Annotated in this window: 17 protein-coding genes; 6 read left to right on the forward strand and 11 right to left on the reverse strand. The window is 59.0% G+C overall.

The genetic code is table 11. From position 1 onward, the window contains the following. Positions 1-136 precede the first annotated feature (136 nt). From nirK to HV823_RS25365, 4 genes are all read left to right on the forward strand, one after another. Positions 137-1,243 (forward strand): copper-containing nitrite reductase, encoded by a 1,107-nt coding sequence (nirK, locus tag HV823_RS25350; protein WP_176952462.1) that lies wholly within the window; start codon positions 137-139, stop codon positions 1,241-1,243. Positions 1,244-1,315: 72 nt separating this feature from the next. Then, complete coding sequence (locus HV823_RS25355; protein ID WP_425487703.1) at positions 1,316-2,209, forward strand: SUMF1/EgtB/PvdO family nonheme iron enzyme; 894 nt, start codon at positions 1,316-1,318, stop codon at positions 2,207-2,209. 99 nt (positions 2,210-2,308) lie between these two features. Then, the gene (locus HV823_RS25360) at positions 2,309-3,010 is read left to right on the forward strand and encodes a Crp/Fnr family transcriptional regulator (RefSeq protein ID WP_176952463.1); all 702 of its coding nucleotides are present in this window, start codon (positions 2,309-2,311) and stop codon (positions 3,008-3,010) included. A 98-nt stretch (positions 3,011-3,108) separates the two neighbouring features. Further along, positions 3,109-3,555: a pseudoazurin gene (locus HV823_RS25365; protein ID WP_176952464.1), complete on the forward strand. Its 447-nt coding sequence runs from the start codon at positions 3,109-3,111 to the stop codon at positions 3,553-3,555. A 101-nt stretch (positions 3,556-3,656) separates the two neighbouring features. On the opposite strand, the gene HV823_RS25370 is transcribed toward HV823_RS25365, so the two are convergent. From HV823_RS25370 to HV823_RS25420, 11 genes are all read right to left on the reverse strand, one after another. Continuing rightward, positions 3,657-4,367, reverse strand: coding sequence for a NapC/NirT family cytochrome c (locus HV823_RS25370; RefSeq protein ID WP_176952465.1), 711 nt, complete (start codon positions 4,365-4,367; stop codon positions 3,657-3,659). A gap of 2 nt (positions 4,368-4,369) precedes the next feature. Continuing rightward, complete coding sequence (locus HV823_RS25375; protein ID WP_176952466.1) at positions 4,370-4,861, reverse strand: nitrate reductase cytochrome c-type subunit; 492 nt, start codon at positions 4,859-4,861, stop codon at positions 4,370-4,372. Continuing rightward, a complete protein-coding gene (napA, locus tag HV823_RS25380) occupies positions 4,831-7,335 on the reverse strand; it encodes a periplasmic nitrate reductase subunit alpha (protein ID WP_176952467.1) in 2,505 nt (834 codons plus the stop codon). The genes HV823_RS25375 and napA overlap by 31 nt, the downstream gene beginning before the upstream one ends. Continuing rightward, complete coding sequence (locus tag HV823_RS25385; RefSeq protein ID WP_176952468.1) at positions 7,310-7,603, reverse strand: chaperone NapD; 294 nt, start codon at positions 7,601-7,603, stop codon at positions 7,310-7,312. Before HV823_RS25385 ends, napA begins: the two co-directional genes overlap by 26 nt. Beyond that, positions 7,584-8,084: a ferredoxin-type protein NapF gene (locus HV823_RS25390; RefSeq protein WP_176952469.1), complete on the reverse strand. Its 501-nt coding sequence runs from the start codon at positions 8,082-8,084 to the stop codon at positions 7,584-7,586. The genes HV823_RS25385 and HV823_RS25390 overlap by 20 nt, the downstream gene beginning before the upstream one ends. Before the next feature lie 9 nt (positions 8,085-8,093). Continuing rightward, on the reverse strand, positions 8,094-8,288 hold the full coding sequence (napE, locus tag HV823_RS25395; RefSeq protein ID WP_246301980.1) for a periplasmic nitrate reductase, NapE protein: 195 nt from the start codon (positions 8,286-8,288) through the stop codon (positions 8,094-8,096). Between the two features lie 89 nt (positions 8,289-8,377). Beyond that, on the reverse strand, positions 8,378-8,983 hold the full coding sequence (locus HV823_RS25400; RefSeq protein ID WP_176952470.1) for a PRC-barrel domain-containing protein: 606 nt from the start codon (positions 8,981-8,983) through the stop codon (positions 8,378-8,380). Positions 8,984-9,113: 130 nt separating this feature from the next. Beyond that, positions 9,114-9,749 carry a helix-turn-helix domain-containing protein gene (locus tag HV823_RS25405; RefSeq protein ID WP_176952471.1) on the reverse strand — a complete coding sequence of 212 codons (636 nt, stop codon included), beginning with the start codon at positions 9,747-9,749 and terminating at the stop codon, positions 9,114-9,116. A gap of 67 nt (positions 9,750-9,816) precedes the next feature. Beyond that, positions 9,817-10,158 carry a response regulator gene (locus HV823_RS25410; RefSeq protein ID WP_176952472.1) on the reverse strand — a complete coding sequence of 114 codons (342 nt, stop codon included), beginning with the start codon at positions 10,156-10,158 and terminating at the stop codon, positions 9,817-9,819. 101 nt (positions 10,159-10,259) lie between these two features. Continuing rightward, positions 10,260-10,871, reverse strand: coding sequence for a response regulator FixJ (gene fixJ, locus HV823_RS25415; RefSeq protein ID WP_176952473.1), 612 nt, complete (start codon positions 10,869-10,871; stop codon positions 10,260-10,262). A 1-nt stretch (position 10,872) separates the two neighbouring features. After that, a complete protein-coding gene (locus tag HV823_RS25420) occupies positions 10,873-12,342 on the reverse strand; it encodes a PAS domain S-box protein (RefSeq protein ID WP_176952494.1) in 1,470 nt (489 codons plus the stop codon). Between the two features lie 278 nt (positions 12,343-12,620). On the opposite strand from HV823_RS25420, the gene HV823_RS25425 reads away from it, so the two are divergent. Then, positions 12,621-14,777 (forward strand): NosR/NirI family protein, encoded by a 2,157-nt coding sequence (locus HV823_RS25425; protein ID WP_176952474.1) that lies wholly within the window; start codon positions 12,621-12,623, stop codon positions 14,775-14,777. 19 nt (positions 14,778-14,796) lie between these two features. Then, positions 14,797-16,725, forward strand: coding sequence for a TAT-dependent nitrous-oxide reductase (nosZ, locus tag HV823_RS25430; RefSeq protein WP_176952475.1), 1,929 nt, complete (start codon positions 14,797-14,799; stop codon positions 16,723-16,725). The last annotated feature ends 1 nt before the right edge of the window (position 16,726 follow it).

Genomic DNA, 16,726 nt, shown 5'->3' on the forward strand with positions numbered 1-16,726 from the left:
GCGACGTGATGCGGTGCTGCGCAGCCGGAATGGCTCCGCACCGCAACCCGCCGCTACCGTCCCAAATACAGCAACCCAAAACCGCCGGAGCGAACTTAAAACTGGATAAAATTTGGGGGCAAGGTCAAGACGCACCATGCTGGCCGGAGCGGTTCTGGCAACTGCTCTCATGCCGATGATCACCGCAAGCGCGGCTCGCGCCGAGGGCGGCGACATCAAAACCAATGCCGCAGCCGTTGAAGCTGACATCGCCAAGCTGCAACGCGTCAAGGTCGATCTGGTCGCGCCGCCCTTCATCCATGCGCATAGCCAAAAGGCCGAAGGCGGACCGAAGGTCGTCGAATTCACGCTGACCATCGAGGAGAAGAAGATCATCGTTGATGATGCTGGCACTGAGGTCCATGCCATGACCTTCAACGGCTCGGTTCCCGGCCCGATGATGGTCGTCCATGAAGGTGACTATGTCGAGGTGACCCTGATCAATCCGGCCACCAACAGCCTGCAGCACAACATCGATTTCCATTCGGCAACCGGTGCACTTGGCGGCGGAGCACTGACTCTGGTCAATCCGGGCGAAACGGCGGTCTTGCGCTTCAAGGCCACAAAGGCCGGCGTCTTCGTCTACCATTGCGCACCTCCCGGAATGGTGCCGTGGCACGTCACCTCGGGCATGAACGGCGCGATCATGGTCCTGCCGCGTGAAGGCCTGAAAGACCACAAGGGCAATGACCTACCTTATGACAAGGCATACTATGTTGGCGAGCAGGACTTCTATGTCCCGAAGGATGCCGACGGCAATTACAAGAAATACAAGAGTGCCGGCGACGCCTATGCTGACGTGCTCGAAGTCATGAATACGCTCACCCCGAGCCATATTGTCTTCAACGGAGCCGTTGGCGCGTTGACCGGCGACCATGCGATGACGGCGGAAGTCGGGGACCGGGTACTGATCCTGCATTCGCAGGCCAATCGCGACACCCGCCCGCACCTGATCGGAGGCCATGGAGATTATGTCTGGGCAACCGGCAAGTTCGCCAATCCGCCGGAACTCGATCAGGAAACCTGGTTCATTCCTGGAGGTGCCGCAGGCGCCGCCTACTACACCTTCCAGCAGCCGGGCATCTACGCCTATGTCAACCACAACCTGATCGAGGCCTTCGAGAAGGGGGCTGCCGCCCACTTCAAGGTCACCGGCGACTGGAACGACGATCTGATGACCGCGGTCGTCAAGCCGGAAAGCTGATCGAACGGCGGGAGGGCGCTCCTGAGGAGTGCCCTCCCGCAAGTCTACCCCTATTCGACGTGGATCGCTTCCATGCTTGCCTTGATGTCTGCAACGCTCCCGCAAAAAGCCATCAGTTCGCTACTGCTACCGGTCGGGCTCATTGCGGCCCTTTCCGCTGCCGTCGTCATCCAGTCCGGAATGATCCGTTTCGGTTCGTCCGCGCTTGTGGAGCCGCCTGTGATCACAGTGGAAGCAGGCACGTTCCTCTATCGCCAGCCAGGTGAGTTTTACCGAAGCGGATTTGCCGTCGATGGTCCGAAGGCGCAAGAGACGATAACCCACCCGCTCTCGATCATGAAGTTCCAGGTCAGCACTCTGGACTACGACGCGTGCGCGGACGACGGAGCCTGCCCGGCGCGGGAATCGGCCACGCCATCGCGAGCCGACCTTCCGGCGACAGGTATCAGCCACGACGATGCGACCGCCTATGCAAAGTGGCTGTCAGACCAGACCGGCTCGATCTGGCGCTTGCCGGACGACCGCGAACTTGCCTTTGCCGCAGCCGAGGACTTCCCAGACGACGCATTGGGTGTCGATGCCGACAGCGGAAATCCGGCGCTGCGCTGGCTTGCGGACTACGAGCGCGAGGCAGCCCGAAAACGCTCGCGCGATCCCCAACCGCTGCCCTATGGCAGTTTCGGTGAAAACGGCCACGGCCTTGCCGATTTCGCCGGCAATGTCTGGGAGTGGACGTCCACCTGTAACCGGCGTGTCGATCTGGCAAACAACGGAGCCGCAAGCGCCGTCGAAACCTGCGGCGTCTATATCGCTGCGGGCAAGCACCGGGCGCCCCTGAGCTCCTTCATCCGCGACCCGAAGAGCGGCGGCTGTGCAGTCGGTGTCCCGCCGGATCATGTCGGCTTCCGCCTCGTCAAGGACACTCGCTGGTACGCTCCATTCCTATCCTCGATCGGTATCTTGTAATTGGAGATGCGCCTGTCGCGTTGGACACTCGCGAAGATAGCCTTTATGGAATTGGGTAAAGGCTGTTGATGTGCGCTGGTGGCAGGTGAGGGACGTGTTTTGAAGCTTGACCGGACGATCATCAAGTCCCTGTCGTTGTTTGACAAGATGACTGATGACGAGTTGGATGCCTTGCTCGTTCCTGCTCAGTCTAGGCGCTTGCCGATTGGCGAGTCGGTATTCGAACAAGGACAGCCGGCCACGCACTTCTTTCTGCTCTTGCACGGTCGTCTGAAAGTCACTCAGGTGACCAGCGCTGGTCAACAGATCATCGTTCGCGTTGTCCATCCAGGCGACCTCTTCGGCTTTGCAAAGGCGCTGCAACGAAATGACTATCCGGGAACAGCTCTTGCTGCCGCGGAGAGCGTCGTTCTTTCCTGGCCGACTGAGCTGTGGCCGAAATTCGTGGAACGCAATCCAAGACTTGCGGTTAGCGCAATGGAGACCATTGGACAAAGGCTTGAGGAGGCGCATGTCCGTATCAGGGAAATGTCTACGCAGGAAGTCGAGAAGAGGGTAGCGCACACCGTGCTGCGACTGGCTCAAAAAGCGGGTCGTTCAGAGGCCGCGGGCATACGAATCGATTTCCCAATCTCGAGGCAGGATATCGCCGAGATGACGGGAACGACAGTGCATACGGTATCACGCATCTTCAGTACCTGGGAGAGCAGGGGGCTGATCGAAGGTGGGCGACAGAAACTCCTTGTTCGCGATCTTGCCGAACTCGCAGCCTTGGCGGAATCGCTCCCGGAGCGGAGATGAGCGCAGGAAACGCTCTCGTACTTGATATTGCGCAAAGAGGGCGAAGCAATCTCCGCCTATCTTTTCTCCAACGGAACGAGGTGTTTCCGTGTAAGGAGATGAAAATGAAACTTCGTAGTTTGACCATGGCGGCAGTCCTCTTGCTCTCGGCTCCGGCTCTTTCAATCGCTGCCGATTTCGAGGTCAAGATGCTGAACAAGGGCGCTGATGGCGCCATGGTCTTTGAGCCGGCCGGTCTGAAGATCGCGCCCGGCGACACCGTCACCTTCACGCCGACCGACAAGGGCCACAATGCCGAGGTCATCAAGGGCATGCTTCCGGAAGGTGCCGCCGAGTTTAAGGGCAAGATGAATGAGCAGATCAAGGTGACCTTCGACGTTCCCGGCCTCTATGGCGTCAAATGCGCTCCGCATGTTGGCATGGGCATGGTCGCTGCCATTCTCGTCGGCGATGCCCCGGCCGCCAACCTCGAAGCCTTCAACGCCGCAAAGCTGCCGAAGAAAGCGCGCGAGCGCATCGACGCGGCTGTGGCTGCCGCCAAGTAAGCCGCAGGACTATTGCAGGTTTTGTGGCTGACGCCGCCGGGGTCGCTGATCCCCCGGCGGCGTCGACGTTGGAGAAAGTCTTAGGTGCTCGGATAGCAGTATCAATGGCCGCCGTCGGCCAGGAGTCCGCTATGGGCGCGGTTGATAGCGTTGCGTAGCTCGTCAACTGCCGATGCGGTCGGCAGCTCCTTCCCTTCCAGTTCCTCCGGCATTTTCCAGCCAGGATCGATCCCTTGCATATTTGGAAGCTCGTGGGCGATGCCCTTGTGGCAATCGATGCACGTTGCCTTGCCGTTCAGGAGATAACGAGTGTGGATCTCAGCCGCACGTTCTGTCTGCTTCGACAGGTCCATGGCGGCCGAGGAATGGCAGTTTCGGCATTCGAGACTGTCGTTTGCCTTCAACCTTGCCCACTCATGCTGCGCAAGGCGCAACCTCTGGTCCAAGAACTTCTGGCGTGTATCGATCGTCCCGAAGATCTTGCCCCAAACTTCCTTCGAGGCTTGCATCTTACGGGCGATCTTATCCGTCCATTCATGAGGCACATGACAGTCTGGGCAAGATGCTCTCACTCCGGATCGGTTGGAAAAATGCACGGTTCTGGTCATCTCCTCGTACACGTTGGTTTTCATTTCGTGACAGCTAACGCAGAAGGTTTCCGTGTTGGTGAGCTCGAGTGCGGTGTTGAAGGCGCCCCAGAACATCACGCCCCCGACAAAGCCGCCCAGCGTCAAGAAGGCAAGGCTCAGCGTCGCCGCCGGTGTCGTGAGAACGCGCCATATCCAGGCAAACAGATTGCGGAGCCTCTGCATCTTTAATGCTCCTCACCCATCAGCTTCACCCCCATGTCGCTCATGTCGCGAAAGGTGTTGCCGACCAGAGGGTTCGTCTCTGCCTGGGGAACATGGCAGGCCGTGCAGAAGTATCGACGCGGCGAGACATCCGCCAGCATCTGTCCTTCCCTTGTAATGTAGTGCGTCACGCTGATCATCGGTGCACCAGAGCCCTCAGTGAACTCGCGCTTGTGGCAAGAGAGGCATCTATTCGTGTTGACCGACAGTTGGTAGCCTTCGATGGAATGGGGAATGACAGGCGGTTGATCGGGGTAGGCACGCATCTTTCGCACGTCATCCACATTCCATTTTGGCAAGGGCTTTGCCGGGACGCTCTCCATCTGTTGCGGTGGACCCGACAATTGCGGAACCGATTGTGCGACGACGCCACCACCAATGAGGCAGACTGCCAGCAAAGCGACGGCACCAATTCGGCCTCTTGTCAGGCCACGGGAACGATCTTGACTGCGCATTTCTTGAAATCCGTTTGTTTGGAGATCGGATCGGTGGCGTCAAGCGTCACCTTGTTGATCAGCTGGCTGGCATCGAACCATGGGACGAAGATCACGCCGGGTGGCATTCGGTTGCGGCCCCGGGTCTCGACGCGGGTTCGCATCTCGCCACGACGCGAGACGATGGTGATTTCCGCCCCCTGATTGATCCCGCGCTTTCGGGCATCATCGGCGTTCATGAAACAGCGGGCGCCGGGGAAGGCCTTGTACAGTTCCGGCACTCTCATCGTCATCGACCCGGAATGCCAGTGCTCCAGCACTCGGCCTGTTACCAACCAGAAATCATATTCCTCATCCGGCGACTCCGCCGGCGGTTCATAGGGCACAGCCAGGATGACTGCCCGTCCGTCAGGCTTGCCGTAGAAGCGTACACCTTCACCCGGCTTTACGTAGGGGTCATAGCCCTCCCGGTAGCGCCACTTCGTCTCCTTGCCATCAACGACCGGCCAACGAAGACCGCGTTCCTGATGATACACGTCATAGGGCGCCAGATCATGGCCATGCCCACGACCAAACTCGGCATATTCCTCGAAGAGGCCCTTCTGGATGTAGAATCCGAACGCTTCGGCTTCGCGATTGGCATAATCGGCGTCCACTTCGGACAGGGGGTACCGGTCCACCTTCCCATTGGCGAACAGCACGTCGAAAAGCGTCTTTCCGCGGTAGTCCGGGTTTTGCGTCAGGACCTCCTCGGTCCAGACTTCGTCCGTGGTGAATCTTTTGGAGAACTCCACCAGTTGCCAGAGATCGGAGCGGGCTTCACCCGGCGCATTGACCAATTGATGCCAGACATGCGTTCGCCGCTCCGCATTGCCATAGGCCCCTTCCTTCTCGACCCACATAGCTGCGGGCAAAATGAGATCCGCAGACATGGCCGTGATCGTCGGGTAGGCGTCTGAGACGACAATGAAATTATCGGGGTTCCGATAGCCCAGATAGGTTTCATTGCTGTTATTGGGTGCCGCCTGAACGTTGTTGTTGACCTGAACCCAGTAGAAATTCAGCTTCCCGTCCTTCAGCATCCTGTCTTGTTGCACGGCGTGGTATCCGGGCTTGTCGGGAAGAAGGCCGTCCGGCAGCTTCCATATCTCCTCTGCGTGATGCCGGTGCTCTGGATTGGTCACGACCATGTCCGCTGGCAGGCGATGCGCAAAAGTGCCGACTTCGCGCGCCGTTCCGCAGGCGGATGGCTGGCCCGTCAGCGAAAACGGCCCATTGCCCGGCTCTGAGATTTTTCCCGTCAGCAGGTGCAAATTGTAGATCATGTGGTTTGCCCAGACACCGCGCGTGTGCTGGTTGAAGCCCATGGTCCAAAGCGACATGATCTTGGTGTCGGGATTGGCATAGAGTTCGGCGAGCTGCTCCAGAAAGCCTGGATCAGCGCCTGTCAGTTCAGCCACTTTCTCGAGTGTATAGTCCGAAACGAAGGCCTTGAAGCTGTCGAAGTCAATCGGCTCCATCTTTGTGGGATCACCGGCATTCTTCGCCTTCACCTCAAGCGGATCATCCTCTCGAAGCCCATAGCCGATATCATCCACACCCTTCATGAAGGTCGTGTGTGCTTTCACAAACTCCTCGTTCACGCGACCTGTAGATATGATGTGATTGGCGATGTAGTTCATGATCGCCAAATCTGTGCTGGGTGTGAAGATGATGGGAATATCCGCCAAGTCCATGCTGCGGTGAGTGAAGGTCGACAGCACGGCAACCTTTACATGTTCGTGGCCCAGTCGGCGGTCTGCGAGGCGCGTCCAGAGGATTGGGTGCATCTCGGCCATGTTCGAGCCCCAGAGCACGAAGGCGTCGGCGTGCTCGAAGTCATCGTAACAGCCCATCGGTTCATCCATGCCGAAGGTTCGCATGAAAGCGTAAGCCGCCGATGCCATGCAGTGCCTTGCATTAGGATCGAGGTTATTGGAACGGAAGCCGGCGCGCATGAGCTTGGTCGCAGCATAGCCTTCGAAAATCGTCCACTGGCCGGAACCGAACATGCCGACCGCAGTGGGACCCTTCTCGCGCAGCACTTTCTTGCACTGCTCGGCCATGACGTCGAATGCTTCGTCCCAGCTCACGGGTTCGAACTCGCCGTCTTTGGCAAATTGCCCGTTGCGTTTGCGCAGGAGTGGTGTGGTCAGGCGGTCCTCGCCATACATGATCTTCGAGAGGAAGTAGCCCTTGATGCAGTTCAGGCCGCGGTTCACCTCCGCCTGCATGTCGCCATGCGTAGCGACGACTTGTCCTTCCTTGACGCCGACCATGACACCGCAACCGGTCCCACAGAACCGACAGGGCGCTTTGGACCATTTGATCTCAAGCGACTCGACGCCGCCGGGAACAGACTGTGCATTGGCCGGCAAGCTTACGCCGGCAGTGGCCGCCGCAATCGCGGCAGCATGGGCCTTGAGCAGACTACGCCGCGTCAGTTCTGTGTCCATCGATCGAACCCTCCTCCAAACTCTCTGCATGCTCGAAAACCATGTTTGCCGCCATGACGTCCGGAAGACCTGATATTGCGGCCAATGTCGCGCCCATTTCGCCGCTGGACCTGCCTTCGATCACGATGATGATCTTGCCTTGCTCGGCGGCATGTACCTCGACGTTCGGCACCTCCGCCAATGCTTCTAGAACGCCACCAGCTGTTGCCGGCGAGGTTAGGATCACGGCACTTGAAACATGGAAGCGTTCAGGGTTGCGCGTGTGCATCTGGTCCACTCCTGCTCGACATGGAAATTGCGTTTGTCGGACAGCGGCCGACACAGGCGCCGCAGCCGGTGCAGTCGTCTACTGCAACGTCCGGCTGCCATGGCCCGCCGGCTCGCGGACGAAACCTGATAGCGTCGGTCGGACAGTGGTCACGACATGATTGACAGTCGACGCCGTTGAGCGCCAGACAGTGCGACAAGACTTGCGCTTTGTAAGGGAAAGAAAGCTCGGCGCTGAAAAAGACGTCGGAACGTGGACAGTTATCGCGACACTCGCCGCAGAAATTGCATCCATCGTGGGAAAAATCGAGCGCCGGCAAGCCAGCCTGCATCGAGATGATTGATGTCGGACAGTGATTAACACATGCCCTGCATTGCTCGCAGATCTCTGCAATGGGACGCACGAGACCTGGGGGATAGATGCGTTCTTCTTCACGCACTCGCCCGCGAAGGAAGGCCCGTCGTGAGAGCGAGGTCACCATCCGTCCTCCCTACGCAGGCGGCCCCGGAGGGCCAGCAACAATCTGGTACATCCATACCAGAAAACCAAAGCTGCCGACCGCTGCGACCGCGAGGATTGGCCAGATTCCGAAAGCCAATATCACGAAGGTGGTCAGTTCTACCCGGCGCGCGGACCGAACCTCTGTCGCCGACAGCGTCGGATTGTACTGATTGTTCGTTTCCAATGACGCTCCTCCTCCGCGCATAGCAGTCTGCAAAACGATCACAAAGGTGTCAATCTTAGTTGATTAACGCGATGTTTTTGATGCGTATCCTAGCGCCCTTCCAGCATCGGGGCGCCGTCCAGCTCCGTCAAGGACAACCGGACGACCAAGTGCTGCGGAAGACCATCAGGCCCCAGTTTTATTGCTCCGCTGGCCGCAGAATGAGGCGACTGTTCAGTGCCGGTCACCGTCGGAGCCGGCGCGGTTGCGGGGTAAGTTTGCGAGGTGCGATCGGCTTCACCTTGCGAAGCGCCTGGGAAAAGCTCGAAGAAGTCGACATTGATGGCAAATGTGGCGGTTCCGATCCCAAACAGGCCTCCGCGACTGAGCACAAGTCCGTCTATCTGGCCGTCGGGCCCGATCAGCACATCGGAGACAGTGCCAGCGGCATCGCCCTCAACTGTTACCACCTCTTTGCCTTTGAGGCTTTCAATGAGCCAGCTGCCGGGTTCTATGACGCGTATAAACGCTTCTTTACCCTGCGCTCTCTTAGCATTCTCGCGAATGACGTCATTTGGCGGAGGCTGCGCCGATGCCGGTGCTGAGTGCACATTCTCCTGCGCAGAAGTTGTTGATCCCGTGCCCACAATGGACAAAACCACGGACAAGGCACCGATAGTAGCTAAGGTCGAGAGAGTGCTGTTGGTCGCGCACATGGACGGTCCGATCACTGACGTATTACGACTCATCGCCACCAAACCGACGACCCCGTCGCCAGTTCCGTATCGAGGCGCGATACGCGAACCTGCAGATGGCGTTCGACAGCCTCCCGCGGCCTCTTTATTACTAGACGCTCATCATCCGGAGCCTGTCAGGCTTGACGATCTCAAAGCTGCGGGCGCTATGCAGCCGGATGATCCCCGCTGCACGCAGCTTTGAGATCGTGCGCGATACTGTCTCGATGGTAAGGCCGAGGTAGTCGCCTATGTCTGCGCGGCTCATCGGCAGGTCAATGACGGCTTCGCATTCTTGGCGCTTGGCGAGGTCGAGCAGGAACACTGCCATTTTCTCAAGCGCGCTTTGGCGCCCAACGACAAGCAGGTGCTCCTGGGCGCGGATCATCGCTTTCAGCGCGATTTCCACCAGTTCGTGAGTTAGAGTTCCGGCCGAGCAACGTTCCGTGGTCGTCAGACCGGTGTTCACCATTGCCTCGGCGTAGAAGCCGTGGAGGGCGCCAATCTCGAAGCCGAATGTCTCGCCCGTCAGATAGAAGGCAACGATCTGCCGTCGCCCGTCTGCGAGAAGCCGAAACACTCGAACGGCCCCGTATTGAATCCGATAGAGGTACCGGGCATCATCGCCCTGCGCGTAAATCACTGTTTCTGGCGCGTGGAAGGTGACCGGGCGCAGGTGAGGCGCGCCTACACTGCGGGCCGAGGTCGGTCTGTAGGCATCGTGCTTGAGTGCGGCGGTGGCTGGCATTGGAAAATCCCCTTTTGATGGGGTTATCATGCCCACCAAGGGGTGGTGCCGCTATTGGGTCGTTCCACTACGTGTGTTTACGTAGAGCTTCGACCGCGTTGGCAATGTCTAAGCCTGTGAGTGGTTTTGACAGCACATGGACACTGGCGTCGGCGCCGTAATCCGTATCGTCCTCCGCCAAGATGACCAGTTTGACGCCGTGCTGCGTCAGCTTGAATCCGTCCCTCACGGTCGCCTGGGGCAAGCAGGCGTCAATGATCACGCAGTCCGCGCGTTTCAGTGCCGCCGCGGCAGTGGCCCAGTCGCTAAACTCTTCGACGGCCTGTCCATGCGCGTTGAGAGCAAAGCCGATCGACCGGAGCAGTGCCGGATCTTTGACGATGGCAACGACAGTGGAAGAATCGGACAAGACGACACCAGAAGTTCAAGCTTAACTCTCACCACGCTTGCCACTTTCTGATCTTCAAGGCCTTGTCCTAAATCAACGGGAAGGCCGATTATGCCGATATCCTAAACGCCGACGAGCAATGACATGCGCACGAGGTCAGGAAGGCTCCGGGCCTTCATTTTAGTCATGACATTGGCCCGATGGACCTCCACGGTGCGCGGACTGATATCAAGATTGAAAGCGATCGCCTTGTTGGGCTGGCCGGCGACAACGGCTGTGAGGATCTGCCGCTCCCGGTCGCTCAGGCTCGCCAATCGACTTCGGATGTCATCTGCGCTGACTGTCCCGGCTGCAGCATCGCCCAGACGTTGAGCGGCTCGTCGTATGGCTTCGATAATGGTCGCATCTTCGAACGGTTTCTCGATGAAGTCGCAGGCTCCTGCCTTCATCGCTTCCACGGCCATGGGAATGTCCCCATGTCCTGTGATGACGATCGACGGAATGGAGGGGGCAATGGAAGACAGTCTTTGGATCAGATCAAGGCCGCTCATATCCGGCATTCGCATGTCGGTTATCAAGACGGCGTCCCGCAGACCTGGTGCCACTTCGGTGAACTGAGTTGCCGAGGGATGCAGCCGAACGGCAAAACCGTTCACCGTCAGCATGAAGCCAAGCGACTTTCGAACGGCATCCTCATCGTCGACGATGTGTACGGTGAAGTCATCAGTGTGCATCTTAATCCTCGTCGTCTTGGGGCAGGGTGAAACTGAAACACGCTCCGCCCAACTCACTTCTCGACACCGTCATTTCCCCGCCATGCGCTTCCACGATCCGGCGCGAGATGGACAGTCCGATCCCCATGCCCCCGGCCTTCGTCGTTGTGAACGGCTTGAAAACATTGCCGGCGATCTCTGGTGAAATACCTGGCCCAGAATCTTCGACGGTAACGGACAGGGTTTGTCCCGACGCGTGTGCCACGCTCACACGGATCTCCTTTGCAGCTGTCTCCTTCATCGCTTCGATGGCGTTGCGCATCAAGTTCGTCAGGACCTGCTGGATCTGGATCCGGTCAACAAGCACGCGGTCGTCGCCGGGAGCGAAGTTGAAGATTGTCCGAACGCCTTTTTCTCGCGAACCCACGAGGGCAAGAGCACCTGCCTCTTCGACAAGCTGTCTGAGGCTCTCGGATGTTTTATGCGTTTCGCCCTTCGTGACGAATTCGCGAAGGTGGCGGATGATCTGGCCGGCGCGAACGCTTTGCTCGCCGGCATCCTTGAGCGCGTTCTTGATCTGGAGATCCCGCTCGCTTGTTGCGTCCTGCATCAGACGGGCGCAGCCATGAACATAATTTGCTATTGCAGAAAGCGGCTGATTGAGCTCGTGAGCAAGTGTCGATGCCATCTCGCCCATTTCGTTGAGGCGCGCCAGTCGTGCGAGTTCAGCTTGAACCTCCTGAAGCCGGGCGGCGGATTCCTCACGCTCCGTCAAATCCCGCACAAAGCCGGTGAAGAAACGTTTGTCACCGCGTCTGATTTCTCCGACGGCAAGTTTCATGGGGAAGGTTGAGCCGTCTTTCCGCTGTCCGACGACCACTCGGTCAACCCCGATGATCCTCTTCTCCCCGGTCTGCATGTAACGATGCATGTAGCCGTCATGTTCTTTTCGGTAGGGTTGAGGCATTAGCAGTTTGAGGTTTTGACCGATGGCCTCAGCCTCTGAATAGCCAAACTGACGTACGGCCGCGGAATTGAACGAAATGATGACCCCGTTTTCGTCGCTGACAATGGTCGCATCGAGAACGGTGTCGAGGATCGACGTCAGCCGCGCTTCTCGATCCTCAAGAGCCTCTCGTTGCTCTTCAAGCTCTTGGTGCACCCGGTCCCGCGACCTCGCAAGGAGGATGACGAGGAGGACTGTCAGAGCGGCCGCGCCCGTCGCAGGGGAAAGCTCTTTGAACACTTTGTCGTGGTTGCTCAGTACCAAAACCGAGAAGCCCAGAAGGGCGGCAACCAATGCTGGCCCGGCACCGCCGATTAGAGCTGCGGCGAGAACAGAAATCAGAAGAAAGATGTGGGCCGTTGGAAGAGCGGCGTTGTCGATCAGCAACAGTGAAACCGCGCAGGTGACCGCTGTTCCGGCAACCGCGGTCGCATAGGCGCCGACGGCGGTGACTTGGTGGCTGGTGTTCGATCTAGGAATTGCCATATCGATGAATGAACCCAAAATGTCTGACCGCGCTTCTGGACCCGCATACGGGTGAAGGATCGCCCCACGCGATTCGTTGCCGATGATCGGTAACCAGCGTTAGCGTGAACTTGATAGAAGTCAAAACATCAACGGGCTGTGTGGTTCCGCAATCCGTCTGTGACCTTAGCGGCTGAGACAGCTGCATCCTTCAGGAAACGTCCATCTGGTTGATCTAGCGCAACGATCCTTCTTCCAGAAGCCGCCAATGCTCCTGCACGATTTGCGGGAATGTTGGGATGAAACTCTTCCGTCTGGTTTTTCTGTTGTGTGCCTCCCTCTGCCTCTCGGTCTCGGCCAGCGCTGCACCGGTGCTGCAGCAATATCTCCCTGCCACAAGAGCGTCCGAACTCGTGCCAGGTGCAGACAGCTTCGGGCCTGTTCGCGCAGATCTGGCCGTTGCCCCGGTATTGAGGGGCTCGGAGACGGTTGCGTGGGTGTTCGTCACTTCAGATTTCGTCGGCACCACGGGCTATTCAGGCAAACCCATCCACACACTGGTGGCAGTAGGTCTGGACGCGAAGATCATCGGTGTGCAGCTAGTCAAGCACTCCGAGCCGATCGTCCTGATCGGGATACCGGAAGCCAAGGTTAAGGCGCTGGTCTCAGGCTATACCGGGCTTGACCTTGTTGCTGAAGCGAAATCCGGTGGCACCGCACACGAGGTGGATATCATCTCCGGAGCCACTGTCACCGTCATGGTTATCGACGACTCAATTGTCCGCTCCGGCTTAAAGGTGGCGCGGGCGCTTGGGCTTGGCGGACTGACCCCCGAAAGCGAACAGGCGGGCACGCGTTTTACGCTTGATGCGGAGGCCGCCGCGCCGGCCGAATGGATGGAAGCAGAAGGGGACGGCACAATCCGGCGACTGTCGCTCGATGTCGCTCAAGTCAATGCGGCCTTTGCCGAACATGCCGATGCGCGTGCCCGCGAGCGTGCGCTGACCGAGCCGCCGGAAACGACCTTCATCGACATGCATGCGGCGCTGGTCTCGGTGCCGGCCATTGGCAAGGCCCTGCTGGGGCCGGCCGAGGAGGCCAATCTGACGGCTTGGCTGAAGGACGGCGAAAGCGCCATCGCCATCGTCGGCAGGGGGCTCTATTCGTTCAAGGGCTCCGGCTATGTGCGCGGCGGCATTTTCGACCGCATCGTGCTGATCCAGGACGACGTGTCGGTACGTTTCCGCGACCGCGATCATCGCCGACTTGGGGACATCGCGCTCTCCGGAGCGCCCGACTTCACCGAGATGGACCTTTTCCGAATACCCGCCAATGTCGGCTTCGATCCGGTCAAGCCGTTCCGCATCCAGCTTCTGGCGCATCGTGAGGTCGGGCCGATCGAGAAGGTGTTCCATACCTTCGACCTCGGCTACCAACTGCCGCAGAAATACCTGAAGCCCGTCGCCGCTCCTCCCGTCGAGGTCGCCGCCGTCGCCGAGCGCGACGAGGGTTCCGCCCAGGCGGATCTATGGAAGCGCATCTGGCGCGAAAAGACGCTGGAGATCGCGGTTCTTGGCACCATGCTGTTCGTGCTGACGGCGGCATTCTTCTTCCAGACCTATGTGGTCCGAAACGCCCGGAACTTCTACATCTTCCGCATCGTCTTCCTCACGGTGACCTTGGTTTTCCTCGGCTGGTATGCCAATGCCCAGCTCTCCGTGGTCAACCTGATGGCTTTGTTCGGTAGCCTGGTCACCGGCTTTTCCTGGCAGGCCTTCCTGCTCGACCCGCTGACCTTCATCCTCTGGTTCTCGGTGGCTGCGGCGCTGTTGTTCTGGGGGCGGGGCGCCTATTGCGGCTGGCTCTGCCCATTCGGGGCGCTGCAGGAACTGACCAACCAGATCGCTCGCAAGTTGCATATTCCGCAGTGGACCCTGCCTTGGGGGCTGCATGAGCGCCTCTGGCCGCTCAAGTACATGATCTTCCTCGGCCTATTCGGGGTCTCCCTGATGAGCGTCGAGCAGGCCGAGCATCTGGCCGAGATCGAGCCGTTCAAGACGGCCATCATCCTCAAGTTCATCCGCGCCTGGCCGTTCGTCGCCTATGCCGTCGCCCTTCTCGTCGCCGGGCTGTTCGTCGAGCGCTTCTATTGCCGCTATCTCTGCCCGCTTGGTGCGGCACTCGCGATCCCAGCCCGCATGCGCATGTTCGACTGGCTGAAGCGCTATCACGAGTGCGGAAACCCCTGCCAGACGTGCTCAAACCAATGCCCGGTGCAGGCCATCCACAAGACCGGCGAGATCAATCCGAACGAGTGCATCAACTGCCTGCACTGTCAGGTGCTCTACCAGTCCGAAACCGTCTGTCCGGTCGTGATCAAGAAGATGAAGTCGCGGGCCAAACTTGCGGCAAGCCCGGGCGGAGCGCCGATCCACCAATCCGCAGCCAAAGTCTAACCGAAGAAGGACATCGACGATGGAAACCAAAGAAAAGAAGGGCCTGAGCCGGCGAGAGCTGTTTAGCGCCACGGCCGGCACTGCTGTACTGGCCGGAAGCATGGGGCCCGGCGCGCTTGGCCTCGGCGCCGCCGTCATAGCGACGCCGGCGCTCGCCGCCGCCGAAGGCGACGGCTCCGTAGCACCAGGCAAGCTTGATGATTATTACGGTTTCTGGTCCTCGGGCCAGACTGGTGAAATGCGGATTCTCGGCATCCCCTCGATGCGCGAGCTGATGCGCGTTCCGGTGTTCAACCGCTGCTCAGCCACCGGCTGGGGCCAGACCAATGAGTCGATCCGGGTCCATCAGCGGACCATGTCCGAGAAGACAAAGAAGCAGCTCGCCGCAAATGGAAAGAAGATCCATGACAATGGCGACTTGCACCATGTCCACATGTCCTTCACCGAGGGCAAGTATGACGGCCGCTACCTGTTCATGAACGACAAGGCCAACACCCGAGTTGCCCGCGTCCGCTGCGATGTGATGAAGACCGACGCCATTCTGGAGATCCCGAATGCCAAGGGCATCCATGGCATGCGCCCGCAGAAATGGCCGAAGACCAATTATGTCTTCTGCAATGGCGAAGACGAAGCGCCGCTCAACAACGACGGCTCGACGATGACGGACGTCTCGACCTATGTGAACATCTTTACGGCCGTTGACGCCGAAAAGTGGGACGTCGCTTGGCAGGTCAAGGTCTCCGGCAACCTCGACAACTGTGACGCAGACTACGAAGGAAAGTGGGCCTTCTCGACCAGCTACAACTCCGAAATGGGGATGACACTTGAGGAAATGACCAAGTCCGAGATGGACCATGTCGTTGTCTTCAATATTGCCGAGATCGAAAAGGCCATCGCCGCTGGGCAGTATGAGGAGGTGAACGGCGTCAAGGTCCTCGACGGCCGCAAGGAAGCTAAATCGCTCTTTACCCGCTATATCCCGATCGCCAACAATCCGCATGGCTGCAATATGGCACCGGATAAGAAGCACCTCTGCATCGGCGGCAAGCTTTCACCGACCGTCACCGTGCTGGACGTGACGAAGTTCGACGCGCTGTTTTACGACAACGCCGAGCCGCGCAGCGCGGTCGTCGCCGAACCGGAACTTGGTCTTGGGCCTCTGCACACGGCTTTTGACGGTCGCGGCAACGCCTATACGTCCCTCTTCCTCGACAGCCAGGTGGCGAAGTGGAACATCGAAGACGCGATCAAGGCCTATGCCGGCGAGAAGGTCAATCCGATCAAGGACAAGATCGACGTTCAGTATCAGCCGGGCCATCTCAAGACGGTTATGGGTGAAACGCTGGACGCTACGAGCGACTGGCTGGTTTGCCTTTGCAAGTTCTCCAAGGACCGTTTCCTGAATGTGGGCCCGCTGAAGCCGGAAAACGACCAGTTGATCGACATCTCCGGTGACAAGATGAAGCTCGTGCATGACGGTCCGAACTTCGCCGAGCCGCACGACGCGATCGCGGTCGCACCGTCGATCCTGCCCAACATCCGCTCGACCTGGGACCGCAAGGATCCGCTGTGGGCCGAAACCCGGAAGCAGGCCGAGGCCGATGGCGTCAACATCGACGAGTGGACCGATGCGGTGATCCGCGATGGCAACAAAGTCCGTGTCTACATGACCTCGGTCGCACCGGCCTTCAGCCAGGAGAGCTTCACGGTCAAGGAAGGCGATGAAGTGACGGTGATCGTCACCAATCTCGACGACATCGACGATTTGACGCACGGCTTCACCATGGGCAACCACGGCGTGGCCATGGAGATCGGCCCGCAACAGACGAGTTCGGTCACCTTCGTCGCCGCCAATCCGGGCGTCTACTGGTACTACTGCCAGTGGTTCTGCCATGCTCTGCACATGGAAATGCGCGGACGCATGTTCGTTGAGCCGAAGGGCGCCTGAA

It is taken from the genome of Mycoplana rhizolycopersici (assembly GCF_013378445.1).
Lineage (GTDB): Bacteria > Pseudomonadota > Alphaproteobacteria > Rhizobiales > Rhizobiaceae > Mycoplana > Mycoplana rhizolycopersici.

Bases quoted from the DNA above. Each gene is read 5' to 3' on its own strand.
- HV823_RS25390 (WP_176952469.1), bottom strand. From the start codon at position 8,084: ATGGTGACCTCGCTCTCACGACGGGCCTTCCTTCGCGGGCGAGTGCGT.
- HV823_RS25355 (WP_425487703.1), top strand. From the start codon at position 1,316: ATGCTTGCCTTGATGTCTGCAACGCTCCCGCAAAAAGCCATCAGTTCG.
- napA (WP_176952467.1), bottom strand. From the start codon at position 7,335: ATGGACACAGAACTGACGCGGCGTAGTCTGCTCAAGGCCCATGCTGCC.
- nosZ (WP_176952475.1), top strand. From the start codon at position 14,797: ATGGAAACCAAAGAAAAGAAGGGCCTGAGCCGGCGAGAGCTGTTTAGC.
- HV823_RS25365 (WP_176952464.1), top strand. From the start codon at position 3,109: ATGAAAATGAAACTTCGTAGTTTGACCATGGCGGCAGTCCTCTTGCTC.
- HV823_RS25400 (WP_176952470.1), bottom strand. From the start codon at position 8,983: ATGTGCGCGACCAACAGCACTCTCTCGACCTTAGCTACTATCGGTGCC.
- HV823_RS25370 (WP_176952465.1), bottom strand. From the start codon at position 4,367: ATGCAGAGGCTCCGCAATCTGTTTGCCTGGATATGGCGCGTTCTCACG.
- HV823_RS25425 (WP_176952474.1), top strand. From the start codon at position 12,621: ATGAAACTCTTCCGTCTGGTTTTTCTGTTGTGTGCCTCCCTCTGCCTC.
- HV823_RS25420 (WP_176952494.1), bottom strand. From the start codon at position 12,342: ATGGCAATTCCTAGATCGAACACCAGCCACCAAGTCACCGCCGTCGGC.
- fixJ (WP_176952473.1), bottom strand. From the start codon at position 10,871: ATGCACACTGATGACTTCACCGTACACATCGTCGACGATGAGGATGCC.
- HV823_RS25385 (WP_176952468.1), bottom strand. From the start codon at position 7,603: ATGCACACGCGCAACCCTGAACGCTTCCATGTTTCAAGTGCCGTGATC.
- HV823_RS25375 (WP_176952466.1), bottom strand. From the start codon at position 4,861: ATGCGCAGTCAAGATCGTTCCCGTGGCCTGACAAGAGGCCGAATTGGT.
- nirK (WP_176952462.1), top strand. From the start codon at position 137: ATGCTGGCCGGAGCGGTTCTGGCAACTGCTCTCATGCCGATGATCACC.
- HV823_RS25405 (WP_176952471.1), bottom strand. From the start codon at position 9,749: ATGCCAGCCACCGCCGCACTCAAGCACGATGCCTACAGACCGACCTCG.